Origin of the sequence: Kitasatospora sp. NRRL B-11411 (assembly GCF_000721345.1) — a bacterium.
In the GTDB taxonomy this organism is placed as follows: Bacteria; Actinomycetota; Actinomycetes; order Streptomycetales; family Streptomycetaceae; genus Kitasatospora; species Kitasatospora cineracea.
In genome coordinates, this window is the sequence record NZ_JOGH01000011.1 from 142,135 (window position 1) to 164,009 (window position 21,875).

A 21,875-nucleotide genomic window follows, 5' to 3' on the forward strand; every position below is an offset into this window, starting at 1 on the left:
GGCTCTCAGTCCTTGACCAGGCCGAGCAGGCGGGCCGCGTTCCCCTTGAGGATCTTCGGCCGCACCTCCGGCTTGATGTCGAGCTTCTCGAAGTCCGCCAGCCAGCGGTCCGGCGTGATCATCGGGAAGTCGGAGCCGAACAGCATCTTGTCCTTGAGCAGGGTGTTCGCGTACTGGACCAGCTGCGGCGGGAAGTACTTCGGGGACCAGCCGGACAGGTCGATGTAGACCAGCGGCTTGTGGTTGGCCACCGCCAGCGCCTCGTCCTGCCACGGGAAGGAGGGGTGCGCCATGATGATCGGCAGGCCCGGGAAGTCGGCGGCGACGTCGTCGATCAGCAGCGGGTTGGAGTACTTGAGCCGGATGCCCGCGCCGCCCGGCGCGCCCGCCCCGATGCCGGTCTGGCCGGTGTGGAAGAGCGCCGGGACGCCCAGTTCCTCGATCGCCTCGTACATCGGGTACGCGGCACGGTCGTTGGGGAAGAAGCCCTGGACGCTGGGGTGGAACTTGAAGCCCCGGACGCCGAACCGCTCGACCAGCCGGCGCGCCTCGCGGGCGCCGAACCGGCCCTTGGCCGGGTCGATGCTGGCGAACGGGATCAGCACGTCCGGGTTCGCGGCCGCGACCTCGGCGACCTCCTCGTTGGGCACCGCCGGGGCGCCGGTGGCGGCCTCGGCGTCGACCGGGAAGATCACGCAGGCCATCTTCCGCTCCCGGTAGTAGCCGGCCATGTCGGCGGCGTTCGGGTAGCGCTTGCGCTCCACCTTGAAGTACGCGGCGGACGCCTCCTCGATCTCGTCCGGCAGGGAGTTGCGGCCCTCCAGCGAGACCTGCGCGTGGGTGTGCATGTCGATGGCGACGAGGTCGTCCACGTCGAGCGTTGTCATCTGCTTCTCCTGGTGGTTTCCGACGGGCGGCACGGGCGGTGGCGGGGTCAGGAGGACAGCTGCTGGAGGGCGGCGATCCCGTACGACTGCGGCTCGGCGCCGACCGAGGTGGGCCAGGCGGTGGCGATCGCGTCCGCGCTCCAGCCGCCGTCGGTGAAGGCCGCCGCCACCTCCTCGGGGTGCGACCACAGGGTGAGCTTGTCGCCGCCGATGCCGACGCACTGGCCGTTGACGTCCTCGGCCGCGTCGGAGGCGAGGAAGACCACGGCGCCCGCCACGTCCTCGGCGGTGCCGAAGCCGATGCCCTTGCGCAGGAAGTCGGGCAGCGGGGTGCCGTGCTGCTCCCAGGCGTCGATGTGCGGCGCGAAGGCCGGGATGGTCTTGGTCATGGCGGTCGCCGCGTTCGGGATCACCGCGTTGACCGTGATGCCGGCCCGGGACAGCTCCATCGCCCAGGTGCGGACCATCGCCGCGATGCCGGCCTTGGCGGCCGCGTAGTTGGTCTGCCCGAAGTTGCCGCGCTGCCCGGCCGGGGAGCCGGCCAGGATGAGCCGGCCGCCCCCGCCCTGCTCGCGCATCCGGACGGCGGCAGCCCGCGCGCAGACGAAGGTGCCGCGCAGGTGCACCCGGACGACGTCGTCGAAGTCCTCGTCGGTCATCTTCCACAGCACCCGGTCGCGCAGGATGCCGGCGTTGGTGACCATCACGTCGAGGCGGCCGAAGCCGTCGACGGCGGCGGCGACCAGCGCGTCGGCGGACGCGCTGTCGCCGACCGCGGCGACCACCGGGACGGCCCGGCCGCCGGCGGCGGTGATCTGCTTGACGGTCTGCTCGGCCGCGTCCGCGTCCACGTCGTTCACCACGACGGCCGCGCCGCTCGCGGCGAGCGCCAGCGCGTACGCCGCGCCGAGCCCGCGTCCGCTGCCGGTGACGACCGCGACCTTGCCGGTGAGCTCCATTGATCTGCCCTTTCGTTGCGACGGATGAGCGGGACGGTGCGCGGTCAGCCGGCCCGGCCGGAGCGGGCCGCCTCGGCGGCGGCCATCTCCTCCACCAGGCGCCGCGCGCGCAGGGTGCCGGCGTCGTTGCGCAGGTTGACGGTCGGCCGGCCGGGGTTGCGGCGCATCACCGAGTAGGCGCCCTCGATGGCCCCGCTGTCCTCGGCGAAGACGTTGGCGAACTTCTTCTGCAGCACCTCGTCGTAGCCGGGCTCGTCGCGCCGGAACTTGCGGGCGAAGGCCCAGAAGTACCAGGTGGTGTGCTCGGTCTCCGGGGTGCCGAAGTTGAGGTTGCAGCCCTGGGCGCCGTGGCTGCGGTCGCCGCCCGGCGCGCCGGTGCCGACCGGGGCCACCCCGACGTCCAGGACGGTGGAGGCCGGCGGCTGGAACCTGATGATCTGCCAGCGGTCCACGTTGCCGTCCTGGTTGAGCGCCTCGCGCCACAGCGGGGCGGCGTCGTGGTCCAGGATCCAGCGGGTGACCAGCACCGACTTCTCGTCGCCGGTCACGCTGATCGGGTTCGCCTGGATGTTGTCGTCGCCGAGGCTGCCGATGTGGACGTAGGTCTCGTGGGTGGTGTCGATCAGGTTGTCGGCCAGCAGGGTGTAGTTGGCCTGCAGGTGGATCGTCCCGTGGACGGACGTCCAGTCCGGGTGGTCGTTGCGCTCGAAGATGTCCTGGATCAGGTCGGGGTCGGCGAGTTCCGCCTCGCCCGGCCAGACCCAGACGTAGCCGTGGCGCTCGACGCAGGGGAACGCCCGGACCCTGGCCGCGGCCGGGACGTTCGCCTGGCCGGGGGCCTCCACGCAGCTCCCGTCGGCCTCGAACCGCAGCCCGTGGTACATGCAGCGCAGGGTGCAGTCCTCCTCCAGCCGTCCGAGCGCGAGCGGCATCTGCCGGTGGCAGCAGCGGTCCTCCAGCGCGGCGGGCCGGCCCTCGCGGTCGCGGAACAGGACGATCGGCTCGTTGCAGATCGTGCGGGAGAGGATCTCCCCGGGCGGGACCTCCTCGGGCCAGGCGGCGACGTACCAGGCGTTCATGATCAGCGTCATGGCTTCCCCCTTCAGGATGGTGAGCCCTCGGCGCGGGCGGCCACCACGGGGCCGGCCGGGCGAGGGAGCGGGGCCGGGGTCCTCGCGGACTCGGCCGGGGCGTGGAAGTAGTCGTCGGTCCGGGTCTCGTCGGCCCCGTCCGGCACCCGCAGGGCGCGGCAGGCCAGGGTCACCAGGACGGTCACCACCAGGTTGACGACCAGGGCGAGCACGCCGACGTACATCGTCATGTGCGTGTGGAAGCCGAGTTCGGACAGCGGGAGGGCCGAGCCGCCGAAGTGGGCGTGGTGGGTGGCCGGGTTGGGGATCCGGTAGAGCATCCACAGGCTGGCCGCCATGCCGAGCACCCAGCCCGCCAGCAGGCCGGTGCGGTGGAACCACCGGACCACCACGCCGAGGCCGACCGCCGGGAGCGTCTGGAGGATGATCACGTTCCCGATCAGCTGGAAGTCGGTGGAGAACTGCGGGGTGAGCATCAGGGTGCAGATCAGGGCGCCCAACTTGACGGCCAGCGAGGCGAGTTTGGACACCCGCGCCTCCTCGGCGGGCGTCGCCCGGGGCCGCAGGAACTCCCGGTAGACGTTCCGGGTGAACAGGTTGGCCGCGCCGATCGACATGACGGACGCCGGGACGAGGGCGCCGATGCCCACCGCCGCGAACGCGATGCCGGCGAACCAGCTCGGGAACATCTGGTGGAAGAGCAGCGGGACCACGGTGTTGGAGTCGGTGCCCCCGTCGGCGGTGCCGAGCGGCACCACCCCGGCGGCCAGGGCCATCAGCCCCAGCAGCGCGATGAAGCCGACCGCCAGGCTGTAGGCCGGCAGCGCCGCCATGTTCCGCTTGATCACCTTGCGGTCGCGGCTGGCCAGCGCGGCGGTGCTGGTGTGCGGGAAGAGGAACAGCCCCATCGCCGAACCGAGCGCCAGCGAGGCGTAGTTGAGCTGTCCCTGGGGGGCCAGGGCGGTCCTCCCGGTGCCGGACGCGGAGAGCTTGTGGCCGGCCGTGTCGAAGATGTGCCCCCAGCCGCCGAGCTTCAGCGGGATGAACACGATCGCGGCGATGACCACCGTGTAGACCAGGACGTCCTTGACGATGGCGATCAGGGCGGGGGCCCGCAGGCCGGACTGGTAGGTGAACCCGGCCAGCCCGACGAAGGCGACCGCCACCGGCCACTGCCCGTCCACGCCCATCGTCCGCAGCACCGCCTCGATGCACATCAGCTGCAGGGCGATGTAGGGGAGGGTGGAGAGGATGCCGGTCACCGCGACGCACAGCGCCAGCGTCCGGGAGCCGAACCGGCCGCGGACGAAGTCGGCGGTGGTGACGTACCCCTTGGCCTTCGACACCGACCAGAGCCGCACGAGCAGCAGGTAGACCATCGGGTAGACGATGGCCAGGTCCGGCAGCGAGAAGAAGCCGGCGCCGCCCACGTGGTAGATCAGGGCCGGGATGGCGACGAAGGTGTACGCGGTGTAGAGGTCGCCGCCGATCAGGAACCAGGTGATCCAGCTCCCGAACTGGTGGCCGCCGAGGCCCCACTCCTTGAGGTCGTCCATGGCCCGGGTGCGGCGCCACCGCGCGGCCAGGAAGCCCAGCACCGTCACGGCGAGCAACAGCACGGTGAACACGGTGAGTTCGGTGACGTCAAGCTTCATCGGACGCTCCGCCCCGCCGGGTCGCCAGGTAGACGGCGGAGGTGCAGGCCGCGGCGAAGGCGACCAGGAGCAGCTGGAACCAGTAGAAGAACGGGATGCCGGCGAGCCGGGGTTCGTCCCGGTTGAAGATGAAGGTGAGCAGCGGCGCGATCGCCGCCGGGGCGAGCAGCCAGTTCCAGGGGCTGCGGTCGCGTCTCGCGGGTGAGGGTTCGGCGGACGAGGAGTCCGAGGTGGCCTTGACCACGCTTCCTCCGTCGGGTCAGCGGGCGGCAAGTGACGTCAAACAAAGTGAACGATCGATCGGGCAATGTCAAGAGCCCTCAATTCCCCATATCGGGCAGCACTCTTGGGTAACTGATGGTACGTTCGGTCAGTTACATCGTCGTCACCGGCTGTGAGAAGAGAGTGAAAGCCATGGCTGTTTCGCGCACGGCGGCAGGTGTCAGCAGCGGCATCGTCACCGGCCTGGCCTGGGGCTGCATGTTCGCCGTCGCCAAGTCCGCGTACGGGCACCTGGACCCGTTCCACCTGACGGCCGTCCGGTTCGTGCTGGCCGCCGCCGTCTTCTGCGTCCTGCTGCTGGTCCGGGAGGGGCGCGCCGCCTTCGCCTTCGAGGGGCGGCTGGGCCGCCTGTGGGTGCTGTCCACGATCGGCTTCGCCGGCTTCAACTTCTGCACCTACGTGGGCCTGGAGAGCATCCCCGCGCAGAGCTCGGCCCTGATCATGGCGACCATGCCGCTGGTGACCGTGCTGGTGATGTGGGGGCGCACCCGCAAGGCGCCGCCACTGGTCACGCTGGCCCTGGTGCTGGCGGCGCTGCTCGGCGTCGCCATGGTGCTGGGCAACGGCAACCCGGCCGCGGTCGTCACCGGCGGCGTCGGCTACGGCGGCCTGCTGACCCTGGTCGGGGTGGCCGGCTGGATCCTCTACACCACCGGCGCCGCCGGCTACCCGTCCTGGTCGCCGCTGCGCTACACCACGCTGACCTGCCTGCTCGGCACCGCCAGCATCGTGGTGATCACCGTCGCCGCCTCGTTCACGGGCTGGATCCCCAACCCCGGTCTGCGCGAGTACCCGGCCGTGTGGTGGCAGATCCTGTACGTGGTGGTCGCCGCGACCACCGTCGCCGCCCTGACCTGGAACACCGCCTTCCGCAACCTCGGGCCGTCGAACGGCGTGCTGTTCATCAACCTCGTCCCGATCACCGCCTTCGCGGTCCAGGCGTTCCGCGGCCACCGGCCGACCCCCTACGAGATCGCCGGGGTCTGCGTCGTCCTGGCCGCCCTGGCCGCCTCCAACCTCTACTCCCGCCGCCGGGCCGCCGCGCAGGCCGCGCAGGCCGCCCCGGCGACGGAGGCCGAGCCCGCCCCGCAGGCCGCCGCGGGCCGGTAGCCGGGCGTGACGCCCCGGCCGCCGCGTCCCGGCCATGACGTAAGCTGCACGACACCCAACGACCAAGAATCCGGGTGCCGAGCGAGCGGACCGGGCACCACCCCGGTCCGCCGGCCGCACGGCCGGATCTCCACCAGGGGCGCCCACCGCTCTGCCCGGCTCCGCCCCGCAGCCAGACGGATGGAGCCAACATGATCGATCCCCGGACCGACGGCCGCATCCTCCGAGGCAACCAGACCCGACGGACGATCGTGCGCCGGGCCGTCGACATCGCCTCCGTCGAAGGACTGGACGGCCTGTCGATCGGCCGGCTCGCGGCCGACCTGAAGCTCAGCAAGAGCGGCGTGTTCGCCCTCTTCGGCTCGAAGGAGGACCTCCAGCTCGCCGCGGTGCGGGCCGCCACGAAGATCTACACCGAGCAGGTGGTGGATCCCTCGATGGAGGTGGCGCCCGGACTGGGGCGGGTCTGGACCCTCTGCGAGCGGTGGCTGGACTACTCGGAACAGCGCGTGTTCCCCGGCGGCTGCTTCTTCTTCTCCGCGTCGGCCGAGTTCGACTCCCGGCCCGGGCGGGTCCGCGACGCCGTCGCGGACGCCAGCCGGACCTGGCAGCAGATCATGGCGCGGAGCATCACCGACGCGGTCCAGATCGGCGACATCGCCTCCGGCACCAACAGCGACCAGCTCGCCTACGAGCTGATCGCCCTGCTCGAAGCCGCCAACGGGATCGCCCTGCTGCACGACGACCCCGCCGCCTACGTCCGCTCCAGGATGGCGATCCGCGCCCGGCTCAGCACGGTCTGCACCTCGCCCGCGCTGCTCCCCTAGCGATCCGGCCGGCCCCACCCCCCTCCGCGGTGGGCGCCGGCCGGTCGCTGCCCGCCAGTTGACGACTTCTGCATGTTGCCAATTTACAAATTGACATACCGCCGACTTCCAGAATTCTCACTGGTGGCCCTTGGCCACGCCCGGTCACGGATGGTAAAAATGTATGACCGTTCGGTCAGACTTTCGCACCCAGGCTCCCGGAGCGCAGCAGGGCGTCCTGGTCCGACCGCACCACTGGGGAGAGGCATGGACAGACGGGGTGCGAAACCCCTGCTCGTCCGGGACTACGAGGACCTGGCCAGGGCCCGGCTCCCGGCGGACGTCTGGGACTTCATCAGCGGCGGCAGCGGCACCGAGTCCACCCTGACCGCCAACCGGGCCGCCCTGGAACGGATCCGGCTGCGCCCGCGCGTGCTCACCGACGTCACCGCGTGTGACCCGGGGACCGAGCTGCTGGGCGCCCGGATCGCCGCGCCGATCGGGATCGCGCCCATGGCCTACCACCGGCTGGCCTGTCCCGAGGGGGAGACCGCGACGGCCCGGGCCGCCGGGCTGGCCGGCGTCCCGCTGATCGTCAGCATGTTCGCCAGCCGCACCCTGGAGGAGATCGCCGCCGCGGGGTCCGGCCCCCTGTGGCTGCAGCTGTACTGGCTGCGGCAGCGGGAGTTGCTGACCGGGCTCGTCCGCCGCGCGGAGGAGGCCGGCTTCGGCGCGCTGGTGCTCACCGTCGACGCGCCGCGCGTCGGCCGGCGCCTGCGGGACGTCCGCAACGGGTTCGTCCTGCCCCCCGGCGTCCACGCGGCGAACGTGGCCCCCGAAGCGATGGCGGCCTCGCACCGCGCCGCGCCCGGCGCCTCGGCGATCGAGCGGCACGCCCGGGAGCAGTTCGATTCCTCGATCACCTGGAAGGACCTGGCGCGGCTCCGCGCGATCACCGCCCTCCCGCTGGCCCTGAAGGGGATCCTGACGGCCGAGGACGCCCGGCTGGCCCTCGAACACGGCGTGGACGCCGTCATCGTCTCCAACCACGGCGGCCGCCAGTTGGACGGCGCGGTGGCGAGCGCGCAGGCGCTGCCCGAGATCGCCGCGGCGGTGGGCGGCCGCTGTCGGGTCATCGTCGACGGCGGGATCCGGCACGGCACGGACGTCCTGAAGGTGCTCGCCCTCGGGGCGGACGCCGCACTGGTGGGCCGGCCGGTCCTGTGGGGGCTCACCCAGGGCGGCGCGCAGGGGGTCTCGGACGTGCTGGGACTGCTCCGGGACGAGCTGGAAGAGGCGATGGCGCTGTCCGGGCGGCCGCGGATCTCCGACGTCGACCGGTCCGCCGTCACACTTTAGAAAGAATCCATACCAGCCCCGTTCATATATCTCCCGGAATATTTTCCGACCCCCCTTGCGCACCGACCGCCCACCCGCAAGGATGAATTCGCCTTCGTTTTCGAATCGCAATGAAAACCGCCCGGTGATGTGCATTCTCCCGGGCGCCTCCCAGCCAGAACGCCGAAACATTGGCTCGTCCCGTCAGCCCGGCATATCAGGTTTCATGGAGGAATCACCATGCATCGATCGTCTTCACCGGAAACGCCGGGAGATTGGGTCGACCGGTTACTCCTGGCCGGCCCGGAGCAGGATATCTGCCTGGAGTTCGACCGGCCGATTTCCCGGGCCGAGCTGCGTGCATCGGTTTCCGAACGGCAGCGGGCGCTCGCCGGGGCCGGCCTCGCGGCCGGCGGGGCGGTGGCGCTGCGGCTGCCGCCGTCGCTCGCCTGCGTCACCGACCTGCTGGCCGCCTGGCGGCTCGGCGCCCAGGTCGCCCTGCTGGACCACCGGCTCACCGAGCACGAGGTCTCCCGGGCGCTGGAGCGGCTCGCCCCGCAGTTCCTGGTCGAGCCGAGCCGCCCGCCGGCCGCCGGCGCCCTGCGCGGCTACCTCTCGGTCGAGGCGCGGATCACCGCCCTCCCCGGCCGGCCGGCCGACGGCGACCACGTCCTGGTCCAGCTGAGCTCCGGATCGACCGGCCCGTCCAAGGTGATCGGCCGCACGGCGGCCGACCTGGCCGCCGAACTCGGGCGCTACGACCTGATCGAGGGCTTCCCGGGCCGCGGCCACCGGGTCGTGGTGCTGGCCTCGCTGGTGCACGTGCTGGGCCTGGTCGGCGGCCTGCTGCACAGCCTGCACGCGGGTGCCCGGATGGTGGTGCCGGAGCGGTTCAGCGTCGACGGGATCCTGCGCGCGCTGGCGGCCGCCGAGGAGCCCACCACCGTCCTGGGCGTCCCGTTCCACGCCGAGATCCTCGCCTCGGTCGCCGCCCCGCCCCCGCTCCCCTTCCTGACCGGCATGATCACCGGCGGCGAGCCGGTGCGCCAGGAGGTCTGGGAGGCGTTCACCGCCCGCTACGGCGCGACGCTGGGCAACATGTACGGGATGACCGAGGCCGGGGTGATCGCCACCGACGTCACCGGCCGGCACCGGCCGGAGCTCGCCGTCGCGCCCGGCATGGAGGTCCGGGTGGACGCGGGCGAGATCCTGATCGGGCGGCCCGCCTCCCCCTACCTCGGCGCCGCCGGCCCGAGCCGCTGGGCGGACGGGTGGCTGCGCACCCGCGACGCCGGCGTCGTCGACCCCGCGACCGGCCGGCTGGCCGTCCGGGGCCGGCTGGACTCCCAGGTCTCCATCGGCGGCCTCAAGGTCGACCTGGCCGAGGTGGAGCAGACCGTCCGGTCGCTGCCGCAGGTGCGCGAGGCCGTCGTGCTGCACGGCAGCCACATCGAGGCGTACCTCGCCCTCGCCGAGCCGGCCCCGGTGGCCGAGCTGGAGCAGGCCCTCGCGGCCCGGCTCGCGGCCTACAAGCGGCCCCGCCGCCTGCACGTCCTGCCGGACCTGCCCCGCACCGGCACCGGGAAGCTCGTCCGGGACCCGGCGGCGCTGCGCGCGGCCGCCGGACAGCCCGCCTCCTGACCCCCCTCCTCCCCCACGCCCCCGGCGGCCCGCCGCCCCGGTTCGCACCGCTCCGCACCCGCCCGCATCCTTCGTGTACATGACAAGGAGTCCCCATGAGCGCCGACATCAACCGGTTCATCGTGAAGAGCCTGGCCGAGATGAACTACGACACCTCCGAGATCTCCGACGAGACCCCGCTCGGACCGTCCGGCCTCGACCTGGAGTCGCTCGCCCTCGCCGAGATCGCCATCCAGGTCGAGGACGAGTACGGCGTGCGGATCGACGAGGACGAGACCGAGCAGCTGGCCCTGATGACCCTCGGCGAGCTCGCCGCCGAGATCGCCCGCCGGGCCTCGCTCACCCAGGCCGGGGGCAAGTGAGCATGGGCCGGCCCCCGCGCATCGACCGCGCCGAGGTGCTCGCGCTGCTCGCCACCTACCGCGAGCGGGCGGCGCAGGACGGGGTCGAGCAGATCGACTCGCTGGAGCTCGCCTGGCTGATCCACCAGGTCGAGCAGCGCTACCAGGTCCAGCTCGACCTCGGCGACGACCAGCTCGTCCGGATGGCCACCGTGCCCGGCGCGGTCGGCGTCCTGGACGAGCAACTGCAGGAGTGCGGCCATGGCTGACCCCGCCCCCGACCTCGAACCCGTGATCACCGGCCTGTCGGCGCTCTCCGCCTGCGGCCGGGGCGCCGAGGTCCTGTACGAGCGGGCGGCGGCCGGCGAGCCGGCCTTCGGGCCGGTGACCCGGTTCGACGTCAGCCGGTTCCGGGCCGGCGCCGCCGCCCAGCTGCCCGGCGACCCGGTCCTCGCCGACGAACTGGCCGCGGTGACCGAGGAGGCCTGCGCCGCCGCCCGGCTGTCGGCCGGGCAGCGGGCCGGCAGCCGGCTGCTGCTGGCCGGCCACACCGACCCGGCCGCCGCCCGGCTGCCCGCCGCCGACCGGGCCCGGCACACCCCGGCCGCCGACGCCCGGACCCTCGCCGACCGCTGCGGACTGCGGGCCGGCCACCGCGCCTACACCACGGCGTGCGTGGCCGGGAGCACCGCCGTCGCGGACGCCGCCGCCGCGATCCGCACCGGCTCCGCCGAACGCGTCGTGGTCGCGGCCGGCTACCTGGTCGACGAGGAGCACTTCGCGCTGTTCGACGCCGGACGGGCCCTCGCCCCCGACGGGCGGGTGCGGCCGTTCAGCGCGGGCCGCCAGGGCATGGTGCTCGGCGACGGCGTGGCCGCCGTGGTGCTGGAGTCGGCCGCCGCGGCCCGCCGCCGCGGCGCCCCGGTCCTGGCCCGGCTCGCGGGCTGGGGCCGGGCCGGCGACGCCCACCACGTCAGCCAGCCGCACCCGCAGGGCACCGGGCTCGCCCGGGCCGTCCGCAACGCCCTGCACCGGGCCGGCCGGCGCCCCGAGGACATCGGCTACGTCAACGCGCACGGCACCGGCACGGCGGCCAGCGACGCGGCCGAGACCGCCGGCCTCCGGGCGGCGCTCGGCGACCGGGCCGCGCTCGTCCCGGTGAGCTCGTCCAAGTCGGTGCACGGCCACACCCTGGAGTCCTCCGGACTGCTCGAACTCGTCGTCACCGTCGGCACGTTGCGGGCCGGCCGGCTGCCCGTCAACGCCGGCTACCTGGGGGCGGACGAGCGCTGCGGGCTCAACCTGGTGACCGAGGGCCCGCACCGGGCCGCCCCCCGCTACGCCCTGAGCCTGAACGCCGCCTTCGGCGGGGCCAACACCGCGCTCCTGGTCGGTGCCGCGTGAGCCCGACCGCCCACCGGGCCGAGGCCACCGCCGACCGCCCGACCGCCCGACCCGCCGAGGCACCGACCACCGGCCGGACGATCCGTCAGACCGGATCACTCGACGACAACCCGGCCACCCGGCACGCCGGAACCGACAGCCCGACCCCCCACCGGGCCGAGGCCCCCGCCGACCACCCGACCGGCCACCGGGCCGAAGCCGACACCGGCAACCCGACCGCCCACCGGGCCGGGGCCACCCCCGACCGCCCGACGACCCGACCCGCCGGGGCACCGACCGCCGGCCGGACGATCCGTCAGACCGGATCACTCGACGACAACCCGGCCACCCGGCCCGCCGAGGCCGACGCCACGACCACCCGGCCCGCCGGAACCGACAGCCCGACCACCCACCGGACCGGGGCCACCGCCGACCGCCCGACCGGCCAGCAGGCCGAGGCCGAGGCCGACGGCCCAGCCGCCCACCGGGCCGAGGCCACCGCCGACCACCCGACCGCCCACCAGGCCGCGGCCACCGCCGACCGCCCGACCGGCCAGCAGGCCGAGGCCGACCACCCGACCGGCCACCGAGCCGAAGCCGACACCGGCGACCCGACCCGTCAGCAGACCGAAGCCGAAGCCGAAGCCGACGGCCCAGCCCCAGCCGCCCACCGGGCCGGAGCCGCCGCCCGCACCGTCCGGGCCCGGGCCGTCTGGCCCGAGCCCGGCGAGGGCGGGGCGCCCGCCATGCCCGCCGGGTTCATCGCCTCGACCTTCCCCGCCCTGGTCGCCACCGTCGCCGACCGCTGCCTGCGGCGCGGCTACGGCGAGCCGGGCGGGCCCGCCGCCGGAGGCGGGGAGCGGCGCACCGCCGTCGTGCTGGTCAGCGAGCGCGGCGACCAGGGCACCCTCGACGCGGTCGCCGCCGCGGTGGACGGCGGCCGCCGGATGCAGCCGCTGCTGTTCTTCCAGTCCGTGCCCAACGCGGTGCTCGGCTGGGTCGCGGCCCGCTGGGCGCTGGTCGGCCCCGTGGTGTGCGTCAGCCCGGGCGGCGACCCGGTCGCCGAGGGGCTGGAGCTGGCCGACCTGCTGATCGAGGACGGCGACGCGGACGACGTGCTGCTGCTCCTGGCCGACCAGGCCGCCGGGCCCGACCAGCCGGACCGCGCGACCGCGTTTCTGATCACCCGACCGTCGTGAGCAGGCCCGGAAGGGTCCTGACCCAGGAGATGACATGAGCCTACGCACGATCCGCGCCGAGCTCGCGGCGGACCCGCAGCTCGGGACCGGCAACGTCCTCACCACGCTCGTCGCCCGCGGCGAGGGGCTCGACGAGCCGTCGCTCACCTTCGACACCGACGTCGACGGCCACCCGGCGCTGCGCGCCCTGACCCTGCGCGAGCTGGACGAGCGGGTCGCCGCCCGGGCCGCCGCGCTGCACGCGCTCGGCGTCAAGCCCCGGGACCCGGTCGCCGTCCAGGTCACCGCGGGTGCCGACCAGGTCCTGAGCTTCCTGGCGCTGGCCCGGCTCGGCGCCATCCCGGCGCTGGTCAACGGCAGGCTCCCGGCGGAGCCCGCCGCCGAGTTCATCCGCCGGCTGCGGGCCGCCGCCCTGCTGACCGACGCCGCGCACCGCACGGCCTTCGGCGACCGGGACCTCGGCGTCCCGCAGGTGATCGACGTCGCCGGGCTCGGCGCCGGCGACCCGGCCGCGGCCCCCGCCCCGTTCCGGCACCGCCCCGGCGACCCCGCCGTCATCACCCACTCCTCCGGCACCACCGGCCTGCCGAAGGCCGTGGCGCACTCGCACGCCAGCCTGTTCGCGTCGGTCCGCCACCGGCTCACCCTGCCCCGGGCCCAGGGCGTCGAGCGGCTGCTCGGCGCGCTGCCCCCCGCGCACGCCGCCACCGTCATCGCCGTCAACCTGGCGCTGGCCAACCGGTCCGAGCTGCTGGTGCTCTCCGAGCCGAGCGGGACGACCGTGCTGGCGGCGATCGAGGGCTGGCGCCCCACCGGCGTGCTCGGCTTCGCCGCCATCTGGTCGGAGCTGGCCGCCGTCGACCTGACCACCCGGGACGTGGACTCCGTCCAGCTCTGGTGGAACACCGGCGACTGCGCCCACGAGGCCCACATCCGGCGGCTCGTCGCGGTCGGCAGCCGCCGGGTGGCCGCCCGCGGCGGCGGCCGGGTCCAGCCGGGCTCGGTGTTCATCGACGGCCTGGGCTCGACCGAGATGGGTCACTCGCAGTTCTTCATCACCCACACCCCGGAGACCGAGCGCTACGGGCGGTGCATCGGCAAGCCGCACACCTTCTCCGACGTCGCGGTGCTGGACGAGGCCGGCGAGCCGCTCGGCGTCGGCGAGGTCGGGCAGCTCGGGATCAACGCGCCGACCCTGGCGCTCGGGTACTGGAACGACTCGGTCACCACCTGGCGCACCCGGCTGAACGACTACTTCCTCACCGGCGACCTGGTCTACCGCGACGAGGCCGGCTACTACTACCACGTCGACCGGATGGTCGACTCGGTCGACCTGGGCGGCGGCCGGCGGCTGTTCACCGCCGCCTGCGAGGAACGGGTGCTCGCCGCCCTGCCCGACGTGCTGGAGTGCACCGTGGTCGCGGTCGCCGGGCCCGCCGGCGCCGACAGCCACGTGCTGCTGGTGCTCACCGCGGACGCCGACCCGGCCGTCGACCGGACCGCCGCGGTGCTCGCCGCGCTGGAGGAGCACGTCGCGGCGACCGTCCGCGGCGTCGTCGTGGTGGACCCGGACCGGCTCCCGCTCGGCCCGACCGGCAAGGTCCGCAAGCTGCTGCTGCGCGAGCGCTACCTCGCCGGGCAGCTGCTCGCCCCGACGGGCGGTGCCGCATGAGCGCGGACCGCCGCCCCCGGGCCGTGGTCACCGGCATCGGGCTGATCAGCTCGCTCGGCCGCGGCGCCACCCGGACGTTCGAGGCCCTGTGCGCCGGCCACTCCGGCCTGCGCCGCCCGGGCGAGCAGCACCCGGTGGCCGGTTCGGTCGACGTCGCGGGCATCGCCCCCGGGCTGGAGGCGGCCGCCCTGCTGCCGCCCAGCGAGGGCCGGTTCGTGGACCGCTACGCGCTGCTGGCCCTGGCCGCCGCGGACGACGCGCTCGCCGACGCCGGCCTGGTGGTCGGCCGGGACGCCGACCCCTGGCGCACCGGCGTGGTGGTCTCCAGCGGCGGCGGCGGCCTGGAGACGTACGAGGAGCAGGCCCGCGGCCGGCACGCCCGCGGCCGCACCGCCGTCAGCCCCTACCTGCTGCCCGGCATGCTGCCCAACATGGCGGCCGCCAGGATCGCCATCAAGCACGGTATCCGCGGGCACAGCGCGGCGATCGCCACGGCCTGCGCGGCCGGGGCGCAGTCCGTCGCGGAGGCGCTGCGGCTGATCCGCGGCGGGGAGGCGGACGTGGTGGTCTGCGGCGGCTCGGACGCGCCGCTGCACCCCACGATCGCCGAGGCGTTCGGCAACGCCCGGGCGCTCGCCCACGGCTTCGCCGACCCGCGCGAGGCCAGCCGGCCCTTCGACACCCGGCGCAACGGCTTCGTCCTCGCCGAGGGCGCCGGCGTGCTGGTGGTGGAGCGGGCCGAGCACGCTGCGGCCCGGGGCGCCGCCGCCTACGCCGAGCTGCTCGGCTGGGGCGCCACCACGGACGCCTACCGGCCGACCACCCCGCGCCCGGACGGCGAGGGCGCGGTGGAGTGCATGCGCCGCGCCATCGCCGACGCCGGGCTGTCCCCGGCCGATGTCGGCTACGTCAACGCGCACGGCACCGGCACCAAGCTCGGCGACGTCGCCGAGGCGAAGGCGATCCGGGAGGTGTTCGGCCCGCACTCGCCGGCCGTCGGCGCGACCAAGTCGATGACCGGCCACCTGCTGGGCGGCGCCGGCGCGGTGGAGGCGGCCATCACCGCCCTCGCCCTGGCCACCGAGGCGCTGCCGGCCACCCGCAACCTGGACACCGTCGACCCGGCGTGCGAGCTGGACCACATCCGCGGCAAGGCCCGGCTGACCCGGGTCGCCGCCGCCGTGTCCAACTCCTTCGCGTTCGGCGGGCACAACCTCTCCCTGGTGCTCGGCCCGGTCGAGGGCCGGGCCAAGGCGCTGGGCGAGGCGGGCCGGGACCGATGAGCGACGGCCACGACGCCCCGCCGGCCCACCAGTTCTGGTGGCTGCACGACGCCCGCTGGTACCAGGGCGTGCTGAAGCGCTTCGGCCAGGACGCCGCCAACGAGATCAACGCCGAGGCGATCAAGTTCGTCGCCCGCCGGGCCGCCATGTGGTACCGCCGGCAGTCCGGGACGAAGTTCGACGAGATCCCGATGAAGGAGTTCGTCGAGCTCTTCGGCAACGTCCCGCCGCTGATGTGGACCGACGACATGTACGTCGCGGACCAGGTCCACCTCGGCGAGGAGGAGTGGGAGAGCGTCGTCCACTTCAACTACGCGCTGAAGATGCTCAGGGCCGCCCGGGCCCTGGACGGCTACGAGTGCCCGTGCCTGGAAATGCGCCAGGGCTGGTTCGAGGGACTGGGCGTGTCGGTGTGCGACCGCCGGGTCGAATGCCTGCGGACCGGCGGCGGGGCCTGCCGTTTCCTGGCCGTGCGGAACGGCCGGTCCGGAAAGACCGCGGAGTGACCGAGAATTCCCATCCGATTCATCCGACGTTGAGGGACGCATGGAAATCCGAGGAATAGACCACGTGGAATTCTACGTGGGCGACGCGCAGCAGTCCGCTTTCTACTTGTGCACCGCACTGGGATTCCGCCTGTGCGGGGAGACCGAGCCCACCGACCACCGCTCGCTGCTGCTGCGCCAGGGCGGCATCCAGGTGGTCCTCACCTCCGCGCTGTCCGAGCACCACCCGGCCGCCGAGTTCGTGCGGCGCCACGGCGACGGGGTCGCGGTCATCGCCCTGGAGACCGCCTCGGCGGCCGCCGCGTACGACACCGCCGTGGCGGCCGGCGCGGCCCCGCTCGCCGAGCCCGCCGTGTACGAGCACGAGGGGGCCCGGGTGGTCACCGCCGAGGTGGCGGCGTTCGGCGACGTGGTGCACCGCTTCGTCGAACGGCACTGCGGGACCGAGGAGTTCCTGCCCGGCGTGATGAACGTGCTCGCCCCGGACCCGGAGCCCGGCGACGAACTGCTCAGCACCATCGACCACTTCGCGGTCTGCCTGCCGGCCGGCGAGCTGCGGCCGACCGTCGAGCGCTACCAGCGGGTGTTCGGCTTCCGGCAGATCTTCGAGGAGTTCATCGAGGTCGGCGACCAGGCGATGGACTCCAAGGTGGTGCAGAGCCCGTCCGGGCAGGTGACGCTGACCCTGATCGAGCCGGTCACCACCAAGCGGCCCGGGCAGATCGACGAGTTCCTCGCCCGCCACAACGGCACCGGCGTCCAGCACATGGCGCTGCTCACCGACGACATCGTCAGCACGGTCCGGACCCTGACCGAACGCGGCGTCACCTTCCTGCGCACCCCCGGCAGCTACTACGACCTGCTGGAGGAGCGGCTCGGCGAGCCCGAGGTGCGGATCGAGGAGCTGCGCGAGACCAACGTCCTGGTCGACCAGGACCACCACGGGCAGCTGTTCCAGATCTTCACCCGCTCCATGCACGTGCGCCGGACGTACTTCATGGAGGTCATCGACCGCCACGGCGCCCGGACCTTCGGCAGCGGCAACATCAAGGCCCTCTACGAGGCCGTCGAACGGGAGAAGGTCACCAGCTGACCCGCCCCGCCCGCCCGTTCCGACCCAGACGAACCCCTGGAGAACCCACCATGTCCGCACAGGAATTCCGGCTCACCGACGAGGAACTGGGACTGCTGCCCACCGACGAGGACGTCCGGTTCTACGCCGAGCACGGCTGGTACCTCAGCGCGAAGCTGTTCACCGACGAGGAGGTCGAGCAGCTGGAGGCGGCCAGCGAGCGGTTCTACGCCGGCCACCGCGACCGGACCCTGCCGGTGCGCCCGCCCAAGCTCGCCTACTGGGAGCCCGCCAAGGGCGAGGTCCAGCGCCACAACGACTACATCCACTACGAGGACGACACCATCGGGCGGATCCTGCGCAAGCCGCTGCTCGGCGCGGTCGCCGCCCGGCTCGCCGAGGCCGACGAGATCCGGGTGTTCCAGTCCACCCTGATCTTCAAGCCGCCCCGGCCGGAGGAGCAGAGCAACATCGTGCCGTGGCACTTCGACCGGCACTACTGGGCCACCTCCACCTCCGAGCGGATGCTCACCGCGTTCATCCCGTTCCACGACTGCGGCGAGGAGATGGGCACCATCACGATGGTGGACGGCAGCCACCGGTGGAAGGAGATCGGCGGGCGGGACACCACCTCGCTGCACTTCGCCGAGCGCAACCGCGACGAGCTCGACGCGATGCTGGAGGAGAACGCCGCGTTCAACGGCACCGAGGTGCGCAAGGTCCCGGTCGAGATCCCCAAGGGGCACGTGAGCTTCCACCACTGCCGCACCTACCACGGCAGCGGCGCCAACCGCAGCGACCGGCCGCGGCGGGCGATCTCCTTCCACCTGCAGGACGGCGGGAACCGGTTCCGCCGGTTCGCCCGCTCCGACGGGAGCCTGGTGTCCTACAACCACGACGTCCTGGTGCGGCGCACCGCCGACGGCGACCCGGACTACGCCGACCCCGAGTTCCTGCCGGTCGTGTGGCGCGCAGAGGCCCCCTGATGCGCAGCATCGCCGTGGTGGGCACCGGCCTGATCGGCACCTCGGTCGCCCTGGCCGCCCGCAGCCGGGGCCTGACCACCTACCTGCTCGACCGCAGCTCGCTGGCGGTCGGCGCCGCGGTGGCCCTGAACGCCGGGATCGCGGGGCCGCCGCCCGAACCGGTCGACCTGGCCGTCATCGCCGTCCCGCCGGCCCAGCTGGCGACGGTGCTGAAGGAGCAGCAGGACCGCGGCCTCGCGCGCTGCTACACCGACGTGGTCAGCGTGAAGACCCGGACCAGGCTGGCCGCGGCCCGGGCCGGGTGCGACCTGAGCCGCTTCGTCGGCGGCCACCCGATGGCCGGCAGCGAGCGGTCGGGGCCGTTCGCCGCCGCCGCGGACCTCTTCCAGGGGCGCAACTGGGTACTGACCCCGTCGCCGTCCACGGACCGGCAGGCGATCGACCTGGTGCTGCGCCTGGTCGCGCTCTGCGGTGCCACGCCCGTCCTGATGGAGGAGGAGGACCACGACCGCACCGTCGCGCTGACCTCGCACGCCCCGCACCTGGTGGCGAGCCTGCTGTCGGCCCGGCTGGAGTCGATCGGGCCGGCGACGGCCCAGCTGATCGGCCAGGGCCTGCGGGACACCACCCGGATCGCCGGCGGCAGCCCCGGGCTGTGGACCGACATCCTGGGCGCCAACGCGGTGGCGGTGGCCGAGATCCTGGACGGGTTCGCGCAGGACCTCGGCCGGGCCCTCGAAGCCCTGGAGCAGCTGGGCAGCGAGGACCCGGAGCACCGCCGCGGCGGCGAGCGCGTCCTCGGCGAGCTGCTCACCCGCGGCGTGGCGGGCCAGGACCGGATCCCGCCCCGCCGCGACGGGCGGGCCGGCACCCCGAGCAGCCGGGTCTCCGTGCCGGTGGCCAACCGGCCCGGGGACGTGGAGCGGCTGTTCGCCGACGTGTGGAGCACCGGGATGCACATCGTGGACCTGGCGGTCGACCACACGCCGGACGCCCCGGTCGGCCGGCTCGACCTGATCGTCGACCCCGAGGCGGCGGGCGACCTCGCCTCCCACCTCGCCGAGCGGGGCTGGGCGGCGCGCCGCTGACGCCCCGCCGGCTCCGGCCCGCACCGCCGTCCACCGGGTGGAGCCCGTCCGCCGGTGGGCGGGCTCCACCGGGCCGGACGCGCGGCACCACCGTTCGCATCCGTTTCGAGTCCATGCAACTGACGAGCGTTCACGTGTTCAAGGAGGGTCCCATGGGGCACTACAAGCCGAACCTGCGCGATCTGGAGTTCAACCTCTTCGAGGTGTTCGGCCGGGACGGGCTGTTCGGGACGGGCCGGTTCGCCGAACTGGACGAACAGACCGCGCGCAGCGTGCTCCACGAGATGGCCAGACTCGCCGAGGGGCCGCTGGCCGAGTCCTTCGCCGACATCGACCGCAACCCGCCGGTCTTCGACCCCGCGACCCGCTCGGCCCCGGTCCCGGACTCCTTCCGCAAGAGCTACCGGGCCTACCAGGACGCCGGGTTCTGGCGGCTGGGGATGGCCGAGGAGCTCGGCGGCACCGCCAGCCCGCGCCTGCTGTACTGGGCGCTGGGCGAACTGGTGCTCGGCGCCAACCCGGCGATCTGGATGTACGCGACGACCCCGGGCTTCGCCGGCGTCCTGCACAGCGAGGGCACCGAGGAGCAGCTGCGGATCGCCCGGCTGATGGTGGACCGCGAGTGGGGCTCCACCATGGTGCTGACCGAGCCGGACGCCGGCTCCGACGTGGGCGCCGGCCGCACCAGGGCGATCGAGCAGGCGGACGGCTCCTGGCACATCGAGGGCGTCAAGCGCTTCATCACCTCGGGCGAGCACGACATGTCCGAGAACATCGTCCACCTGGTGCTGGCCCGCCCCGAGGGCGGCAAGCCGGGCACCAAGGGGCTGTCGCTGTTCATCGTGCCGAAGTTCGACTTCGACCGGGAGACCGGCGAGCTCGGCGAGCGCAACGGCGTCTACGCCACCAACGTCGAGCACAAGATGGGCCTGAAGGCGTCCAACACCTGCGAGTTGACCTTCGGCGCCGAGCACCCGGCCAAGGGCTGGCTGGTCGGCGGCCGGCACGACGGCATCCGCCAGATGTTCAAGATCATCGAACTGGCCCGGATGATCGTCGGCACCAAGGCCATCGCCACCCTGTCCACCGGCTACCTGAACGCGCTGGAGTACGCCAAGGAACGCGTCCAGGGCCCCGACCTGGCCCGGTTCACGGACAAGGCCGCCCCGCGCGTCACCATCACCCACCACCCCGACGTGCGCCGCTCGCTGCTCACCCAGAAGGCGTACGCCGAGGGCATGCGCGCCCTGGTCCTGCACACCGCCGCCGTGCAGGACGAGATCGAGGTGCTCCGGGCCCGCGGAGCGGACGCCACCGGCGCGCAGCACCTGAACGACCTGCTGCTGCCGATCGTCAAGGGCTACGGCTCGGAGAAGTCCTACGAGCAGCTCGCCCAGTCGCTGCAGATCTTCGGCGGCTCCGGCTACCTGCAGGAGTACCCGGTCGAGCAGTACATCCGGGACGCCAAGATCGACACCCTGTACGAGGGCACCACCGCCATCCAGGGCCAGGACTTCTTCTTCCGGAAGATCGTCAAGGACGAGGACCCGGCGAACATGTACAAGGTCGGCCTCAACACCACCCGCCTGCTGCTGGTCTCCGGCGACGTGCTGGTCGGCTGGCTGCTGCTGCGCCAGGCCGACGTCGCGCTGCGCGCCCTGGCCGCGGGCGCCAGCGGGAAGGACGTCCCCTTCTACCGGGGCAAGGTCGCCACCGCCCGCTTCTTCGCCCGCACCGTCCTGCCGACCGTCACCCCGCAGCGCCTGATCGCCGAGGACGTCGACCTCGCCGTCATGGAACTGCCCGAAGAAGCGTTCTGACCACCCGTCGGCCCCGACAGCCCCGACAGCCCCGTCGGCCCCGTCGCACCACGCACCCACCCCAGCCGGAACGGAAACCGCCATGCCCGAAGCCGTCATCGTCAGCACCGCCCGCTCGCCGATCGGCCGGGCGTTCAAGGGCTCGCTGAAGGACGTCCGCCCGGACGACCTCGCCGCGCAGATCATCGGCGCCGCCCTCGCCGAGGTCCCGCAGCTCGACCCCCACCGGATCGACGACCTGATGCTGGGCTGCGGCCTGCCCGGCGGCGAGTCGGGCCACAACCTGGCCCGGATCGTCGCCGTCCACCTGGGCCTGGACCGCCTCCCCGGCACCACCGTCAACCGCTACTGCGCCTCCTCGCTGCAGACCACCCGGATGGCGCTGCACGCGATCAGGGCCGGCGAGGGCGACGTCTTCGTCTCGGCCGGTGTCGAGACCGTCTCTCGCTCGGTCAACGGCACCTCGGACGGCCTCCCCGGCACCCACAACCCGCTGTTCGCCGAGGCCGAGGCCCGCACGGCCACCTGCGCCGAGGTGGGGAGCGACCACTGGTACGACCCGCGCGAGGACGGTCTGCTGCCGGACGCGTACATCGCGATGGGGCAGACCGCGGAGAACCTGGCCGCGCTCAAGGGCATCACCCGGGCCGAGCAGGACGAGTTCGGCGTGCGTTCGCGACGGCCGGTAACTGCTGCCCGCTCAACGACGGCGCCGCCGCCCTGGTCGTCATGTCCGACACCAAGGCCCGCGAACTC

Annotated in this window: 20 protein-coding genes and 1 pseudogene; 16 read left to right on the top strand and 5 right to left on the bottom strand. The window is 73.5% G+C overall.

What is annotated here, in order from left to right; genetic code table 11:
• Positions 1 to 5: 5 nt before the first annotated feature.
• From IH44_RS0108135 to IH44_RS0108155, 5 genes are read right to left on the bottom strand one after another with little or no spacing between them, the layout of a single operon-like run.
• On the bottom strand, positions 6 to 887 hold the full coding sequence (locus tag IH44_RS0108135; RefSeq protein ID WP_030458752.1) for an amidohydrolase family protein: 882 nt from the start codon (positions 885 to 887) through the stop codon (positions 6 to 8).
• 47 nt (positions 888 to 934) lie between these two features.
• Positions 935 to 1,846, bottom strand: coding sequence for an SDR family oxidoreductase (locus IH44_RS0108140; protein ID WP_030458753.1), 912 nt, complete (start codon positions 1,844 to 1,846; stop codon positions 935 to 937).
• A gap of 44 nt (positions 1,847 to 1,890) precedes the next feature.
• On the bottom strand, positions 1,891 to 2,937 hold the full coding sequence (locus IH44_RS0108145) for an aromatic ring-hydroxylating dioxygenase subunit alpha (RefSeq protein ID WP_030458754.1): 1,047 nt from the start codon (positions 2,935 to 2,937) through the stop codon (positions 1,891 to 1,893).
• An 11-nt stretch (positions 2,938 to 2,948) separates the two neighbouring features.
• Complete coding sequence (gene mctP / locus IH44_RS0108150; RefSeq protein ID WP_063759565.1) at positions 2,949 to 4,592, bottom strand: monocarboxylate uptake permease MctP; 1,644 nt, start codon at positions 4,590 to 4,592, stop codon at positions 2,949 to 2,951.
• Positions 4,582 to 4,836: a DUF3311 domain-containing protein gene (locus tag IH44_RS0108155; protein ID WP_035954340.1), complete on the bottom strand. Its 255-nt coding sequence runs from the start codon at positions 4,834 to 4,836 to the stop codon at positions 4,582 to 4,584. Before IH44_RS0108155 ends, mctP begins: the two co-directional genes overlap by 11 nt.
• 170 nt (positions 4,837 to 5,006) lie before the next feature.
• Between IH44_RS0108155 and IH44_RS0108160 the strand changes: the two genes are divergently transcribed.
• From IH44_RS0108160 to IH44_RS40735, 16 genes and pseudogenes are all read left to right on the top strand, one after another.
• Positions 5,007 to 5,984 carry a DMT family transporter gene (locus IH44_RS0108160; protein ID WP_198544966.1) on the top strand — a complete coding sequence of 326 codons (978 nt, stop codon included), beginning with the start codon at positions 5,007 to 5,009 and terminating at the stop codon, positions 5,982 to 5,984.
• A 191-nt stretch (positions 5,985 to 6,175) separates the two neighbouring features.
• Complete coding sequence (locus IH44_RS0108165) at positions 6,176 to 6,811, top strand: TetR/AcrR family transcriptional regulator (RefSeq protein WP_030458758.1); 636 nt, start codon at positions 6,176 to 6,178, stop codon at positions 6,809 to 6,811.
• A 246-nt stretch (positions 6,812 to 7,057) separates the two neighbouring features.
• Complete coding sequence (locus IH44_RS0108175; RefSeq protein ID WP_030458771.1) at positions 7,058 to 8,149, top strand: alpha-hydroxy acid oxidase; 1,092 nt, start codon at positions 7,058 to 7,060, stop codon at positions 8,147 to 8,149.
• Between the two features lie 219 nt (positions 8,150 to 8,368).
• On the top strand, positions 8,369 to 9,769 hold the full coding sequence (locus IH44_RS0108180; RefSeq protein WP_063759566.1) for a class I adenylate-forming enzyme family protein: 1,401 nt from the start codon (positions 8,369 to 8,371) through the stop codon (positions 9,767 to 9,769).
• A gap of 95 nt (positions 9,770 to 9,864) precedes the next feature.
• The gene (locus IH44_RS0108185; protein ID WP_030458760.1) at positions 9,865 to 10,131 is read left to right on the top strand and encodes an acyl carrier protein; all 267 of its coding nucleotides are present in this window, start codon (positions 9,865 to 9,867) and stop codon (positions 10,129 to 10,131) included.
• Positions 10,132 to 10,133: 2 nt separating this feature from the next.
• Positions 10,134 to 10,379, top strand: coding sequence for a hypothetical protein (locus tag IH44_RS0108190; protein ID WP_030458761.1), 246 nt, complete (start codon positions 10,134 to 10,136; stop codon positions 10,377 to 10,379).
• On the top strand, positions 10,372 to 11,514 hold the full coding sequence (locus tag IH44_RS0108195; RefSeq protein WP_030458762.1) for a beta-ketoacyl synthase: 1,143 nt from the start codon (positions 10,372 to 10,374) through the stop codon (positions 11,512 to 11,514). The genes IH44_RS0108190 and IH44_RS0108195 overlap by 8 nt, the downstream gene beginning before the upstream one ends.
• Complete coding sequence (locus tag IH44_RS49355; RefSeq protein WP_198544967.1) at positions 11,511 to 12,692, top strand: hypothetical protein; 1,182 nt, start codon at positions 11,511 to 11,513, stop codon at positions 12,690 to 12,692. Before IH44_RS0108195 ends, IH44_RS49355 begins: the two co-directional genes overlap by 4 nt.
• 34 nt (positions 12,693 to 12,726) lie before the next feature.
• The gene (locus IH44_RS0108205) at positions 12,727 to 14,364 is read left to right on the top strand and encodes a class I adenylate-forming enzyme family protein (protein WP_030458764.1); all 1,638 of its coding nucleotides are present in this window, start codon (positions 12,727 to 12,729) and stop codon (positions 14,362 to 14,364) included.
• Positions 14,361 to 15,647, top strand: coding sequence for a beta-ketoacyl synthase (locus IH44_RS0108210; RefSeq protein ID WP_030458765.1), 1,287 nt, complete (start codon positions 14,361 to 14,363; stop codon positions 15,645 to 15,647). Before IH44_RS0108205 ends, IH44_RS0108210 begins: the two co-directional genes overlap by 4 nt.
• Entirely contained in the window at positions 15,644 to 16,153 is a 510-nt protein-coding gene (locus tag IH44_RS0108215; RefSeq protein ID WP_035954343.1) for a hypothetical protein, read from the top strand. Before IH44_RS0108210 ends, IH44_RS0108215 begins: the two co-directional genes overlap by 4 nt.
• A gap of 40 nt (positions 16,154 to 16,193) precedes the next feature.
• Positions 16,194 to 17,246, top strand: coding sequence for a 4-hydroxyphenylpyruvate dioxygenase (gene hppD / locus IH44_RS0108220; RefSeq protein WP_035954346.1), 1,053 nt, complete (start codon positions 16,194 to 16,196; stop codon positions 17,244 to 17,246).
• Between the two features lie 50 nt (positions 17,247 to 17,296).
• Positions 17,297 to 18,211: a phytanoyl-CoA dioxygenase family protein gene (locus tag IH44_RS0108225; RefSeq protein ID WP_030458768.1), complete on the top strand. Its 915-nt coding sequence runs from the start codon at positions 17,297 to 17,299 to the stop codon at positions 18,209 to 18,211.
• Positions 18,211 to 19,299, top strand: a complete 1,089-nt coding sequence (locus tag IH44_RS0108230) for a prephenate dehydrogenase (protein ID WP_030458769.1) — start codon at positions 18,211 to 18,213, stop codon at positions 19,297 to 19,299. The genes IH44_RS0108225 and IH44_RS0108230 overlap by 1 nt, the downstream gene beginning before the upstream one ends.
• Before the next feature lie 152 nt (positions 19,300 to 19,451).
• On the top strand, positions 19,452 to 21,119 hold the full coding sequence (locus tag IH44_RS0108235) for an acyl-CoA dehydrogenase (protein ID WP_030458770.1): 1,668 nt from the start codon (positions 19,452 to 19,454) through the stop codon (positions 21,117 to 21,119).
• Between the two features lie 82 nt (positions 21,120 to 21,201).
• Positions 21,202 to 21,875 (top strand): annotated as a pseudogene (locus IH44_RS40735) (acetyl-CoA C-acyltransferase); the annotation flags it as partial.

Coding starts and splice junctions, on each gene's coding strand:
- IH44_RS0108210 (WP_030458765.1), top strand. CDS start 14,361: ATGAGCGCGGACCGCCGCCCCCGGGCCGTGGTCACCGGCATCGGGCTG.
- IH44_RS0108160 (WP_198544966.1), top strand. CDS start 5,007: ATGGCTGTTTCGCGCACGGCGGCAGGTGTCAGCAGCGGCATCGTCACC.
- IH44_RS0108135 (WP_030458752.1), bottom strand. CDS start 887: ATGACAACGCTCGACGTGGACGACCTCGTCGCCATCGACATGCACACC.
- IH44_RS0108195 (WP_030458762.1), top strand. CDS start 10,372: ATGGCTGACCCCGCCCCCGACCTCGAACCCGTGATCACCGGCCTGTCG.
- IH44_RS0108175 (WP_030458771.1), top strand. CDS start 7,058: ATGGACAGACGGGGTGCGAAACCCCTGCTCGTCCGGGACTACGAGGAC.
- IH44_RS0108140 (WP_030458753.1), bottom strand. CDS start 1,846: ATGGAGCTCACCGGCAAGGTCGCGGTCGTCACCGGCAGCGGACGCGGG.
- hppD (WP_035954346.1), top strand. CDS start 16,194: ATGGAAATCCGAGGAATAGACCACGTGGAATTCTACGTGGGCGACGCG.
- IH44_RS0108205 (WP_030458764.1), top strand. CDS start 12,727: ATGAGCCTACGCACGATCCGCGCCGAGCTCGCGGCGGACCCGCAGCTC.
- IH44_RS0108145 (WP_030458754.1), bottom strand. CDS start 2,937: ATGACGCTGATCATGAACGCCTGGTACGTCGCCGCCTGGCCCGAGGAG.
- IH44_RS0108180 (WP_063759566.1), top strand. CDS start 8,369: ATGCATCGATCGTCTTCACCGGAAACGCCGGGAGATTGGGTCGACCGG.
- IH44_RS0108235 (WP_030458770.1), top strand. CDS start 19,452: ATGGGGCACTACAAGCCGAACCTGCGCGATCTGGAGTTCAACCTCTTC.
- IH44_RS0108225 (WP_030458768.1), top strand. CDS start 17,297: ATGTCCGCACAGGAATTCCGGCTCACCGACGAGGAACTGGGACTGCTG.
- IH44_RS0108215 (WP_035954343.1), top strand. CDS start 15,644: ATGAGCGACGGCCACGACGCCCCGCCGGCCCACCAGTTCTGGTGGCTG.
- IH44_RS0108165 (WP_030458758.1), top strand. CDS start 6,176: ATGATCGATCCCCGGACCGACGGCCGCATCCTCCGAGGCAACCAGACC.
- mctP (WP_063759565.1), bottom strand. CDS start 4,592: ATGAAGCTTGACGTCACCGAACTCACCGTGTTCACCGTGCTGTTGCTC.
- IH44_RS0108190 (WP_030458761.1), top strand. CDS start 10,134: ATGGGCCGGCCCCCGCGCATCGACCGCGCCGAGGTGCTCGCGCTGCTC.
- IH44_RS0108230 (WP_030458769.1), top strand. CDS start 18,211: ATGCGCAGCATCGCCGTGGTGGGCACCGGCCTGATCGGCACCTCGGTC.
- IH44_RS0108185 (WP_030458760.1), top strand. CDS start 9,865: ATGAGCGCCGACATCAACCGGTTCATCGTGAAGAGCCTGGCCGAGATG.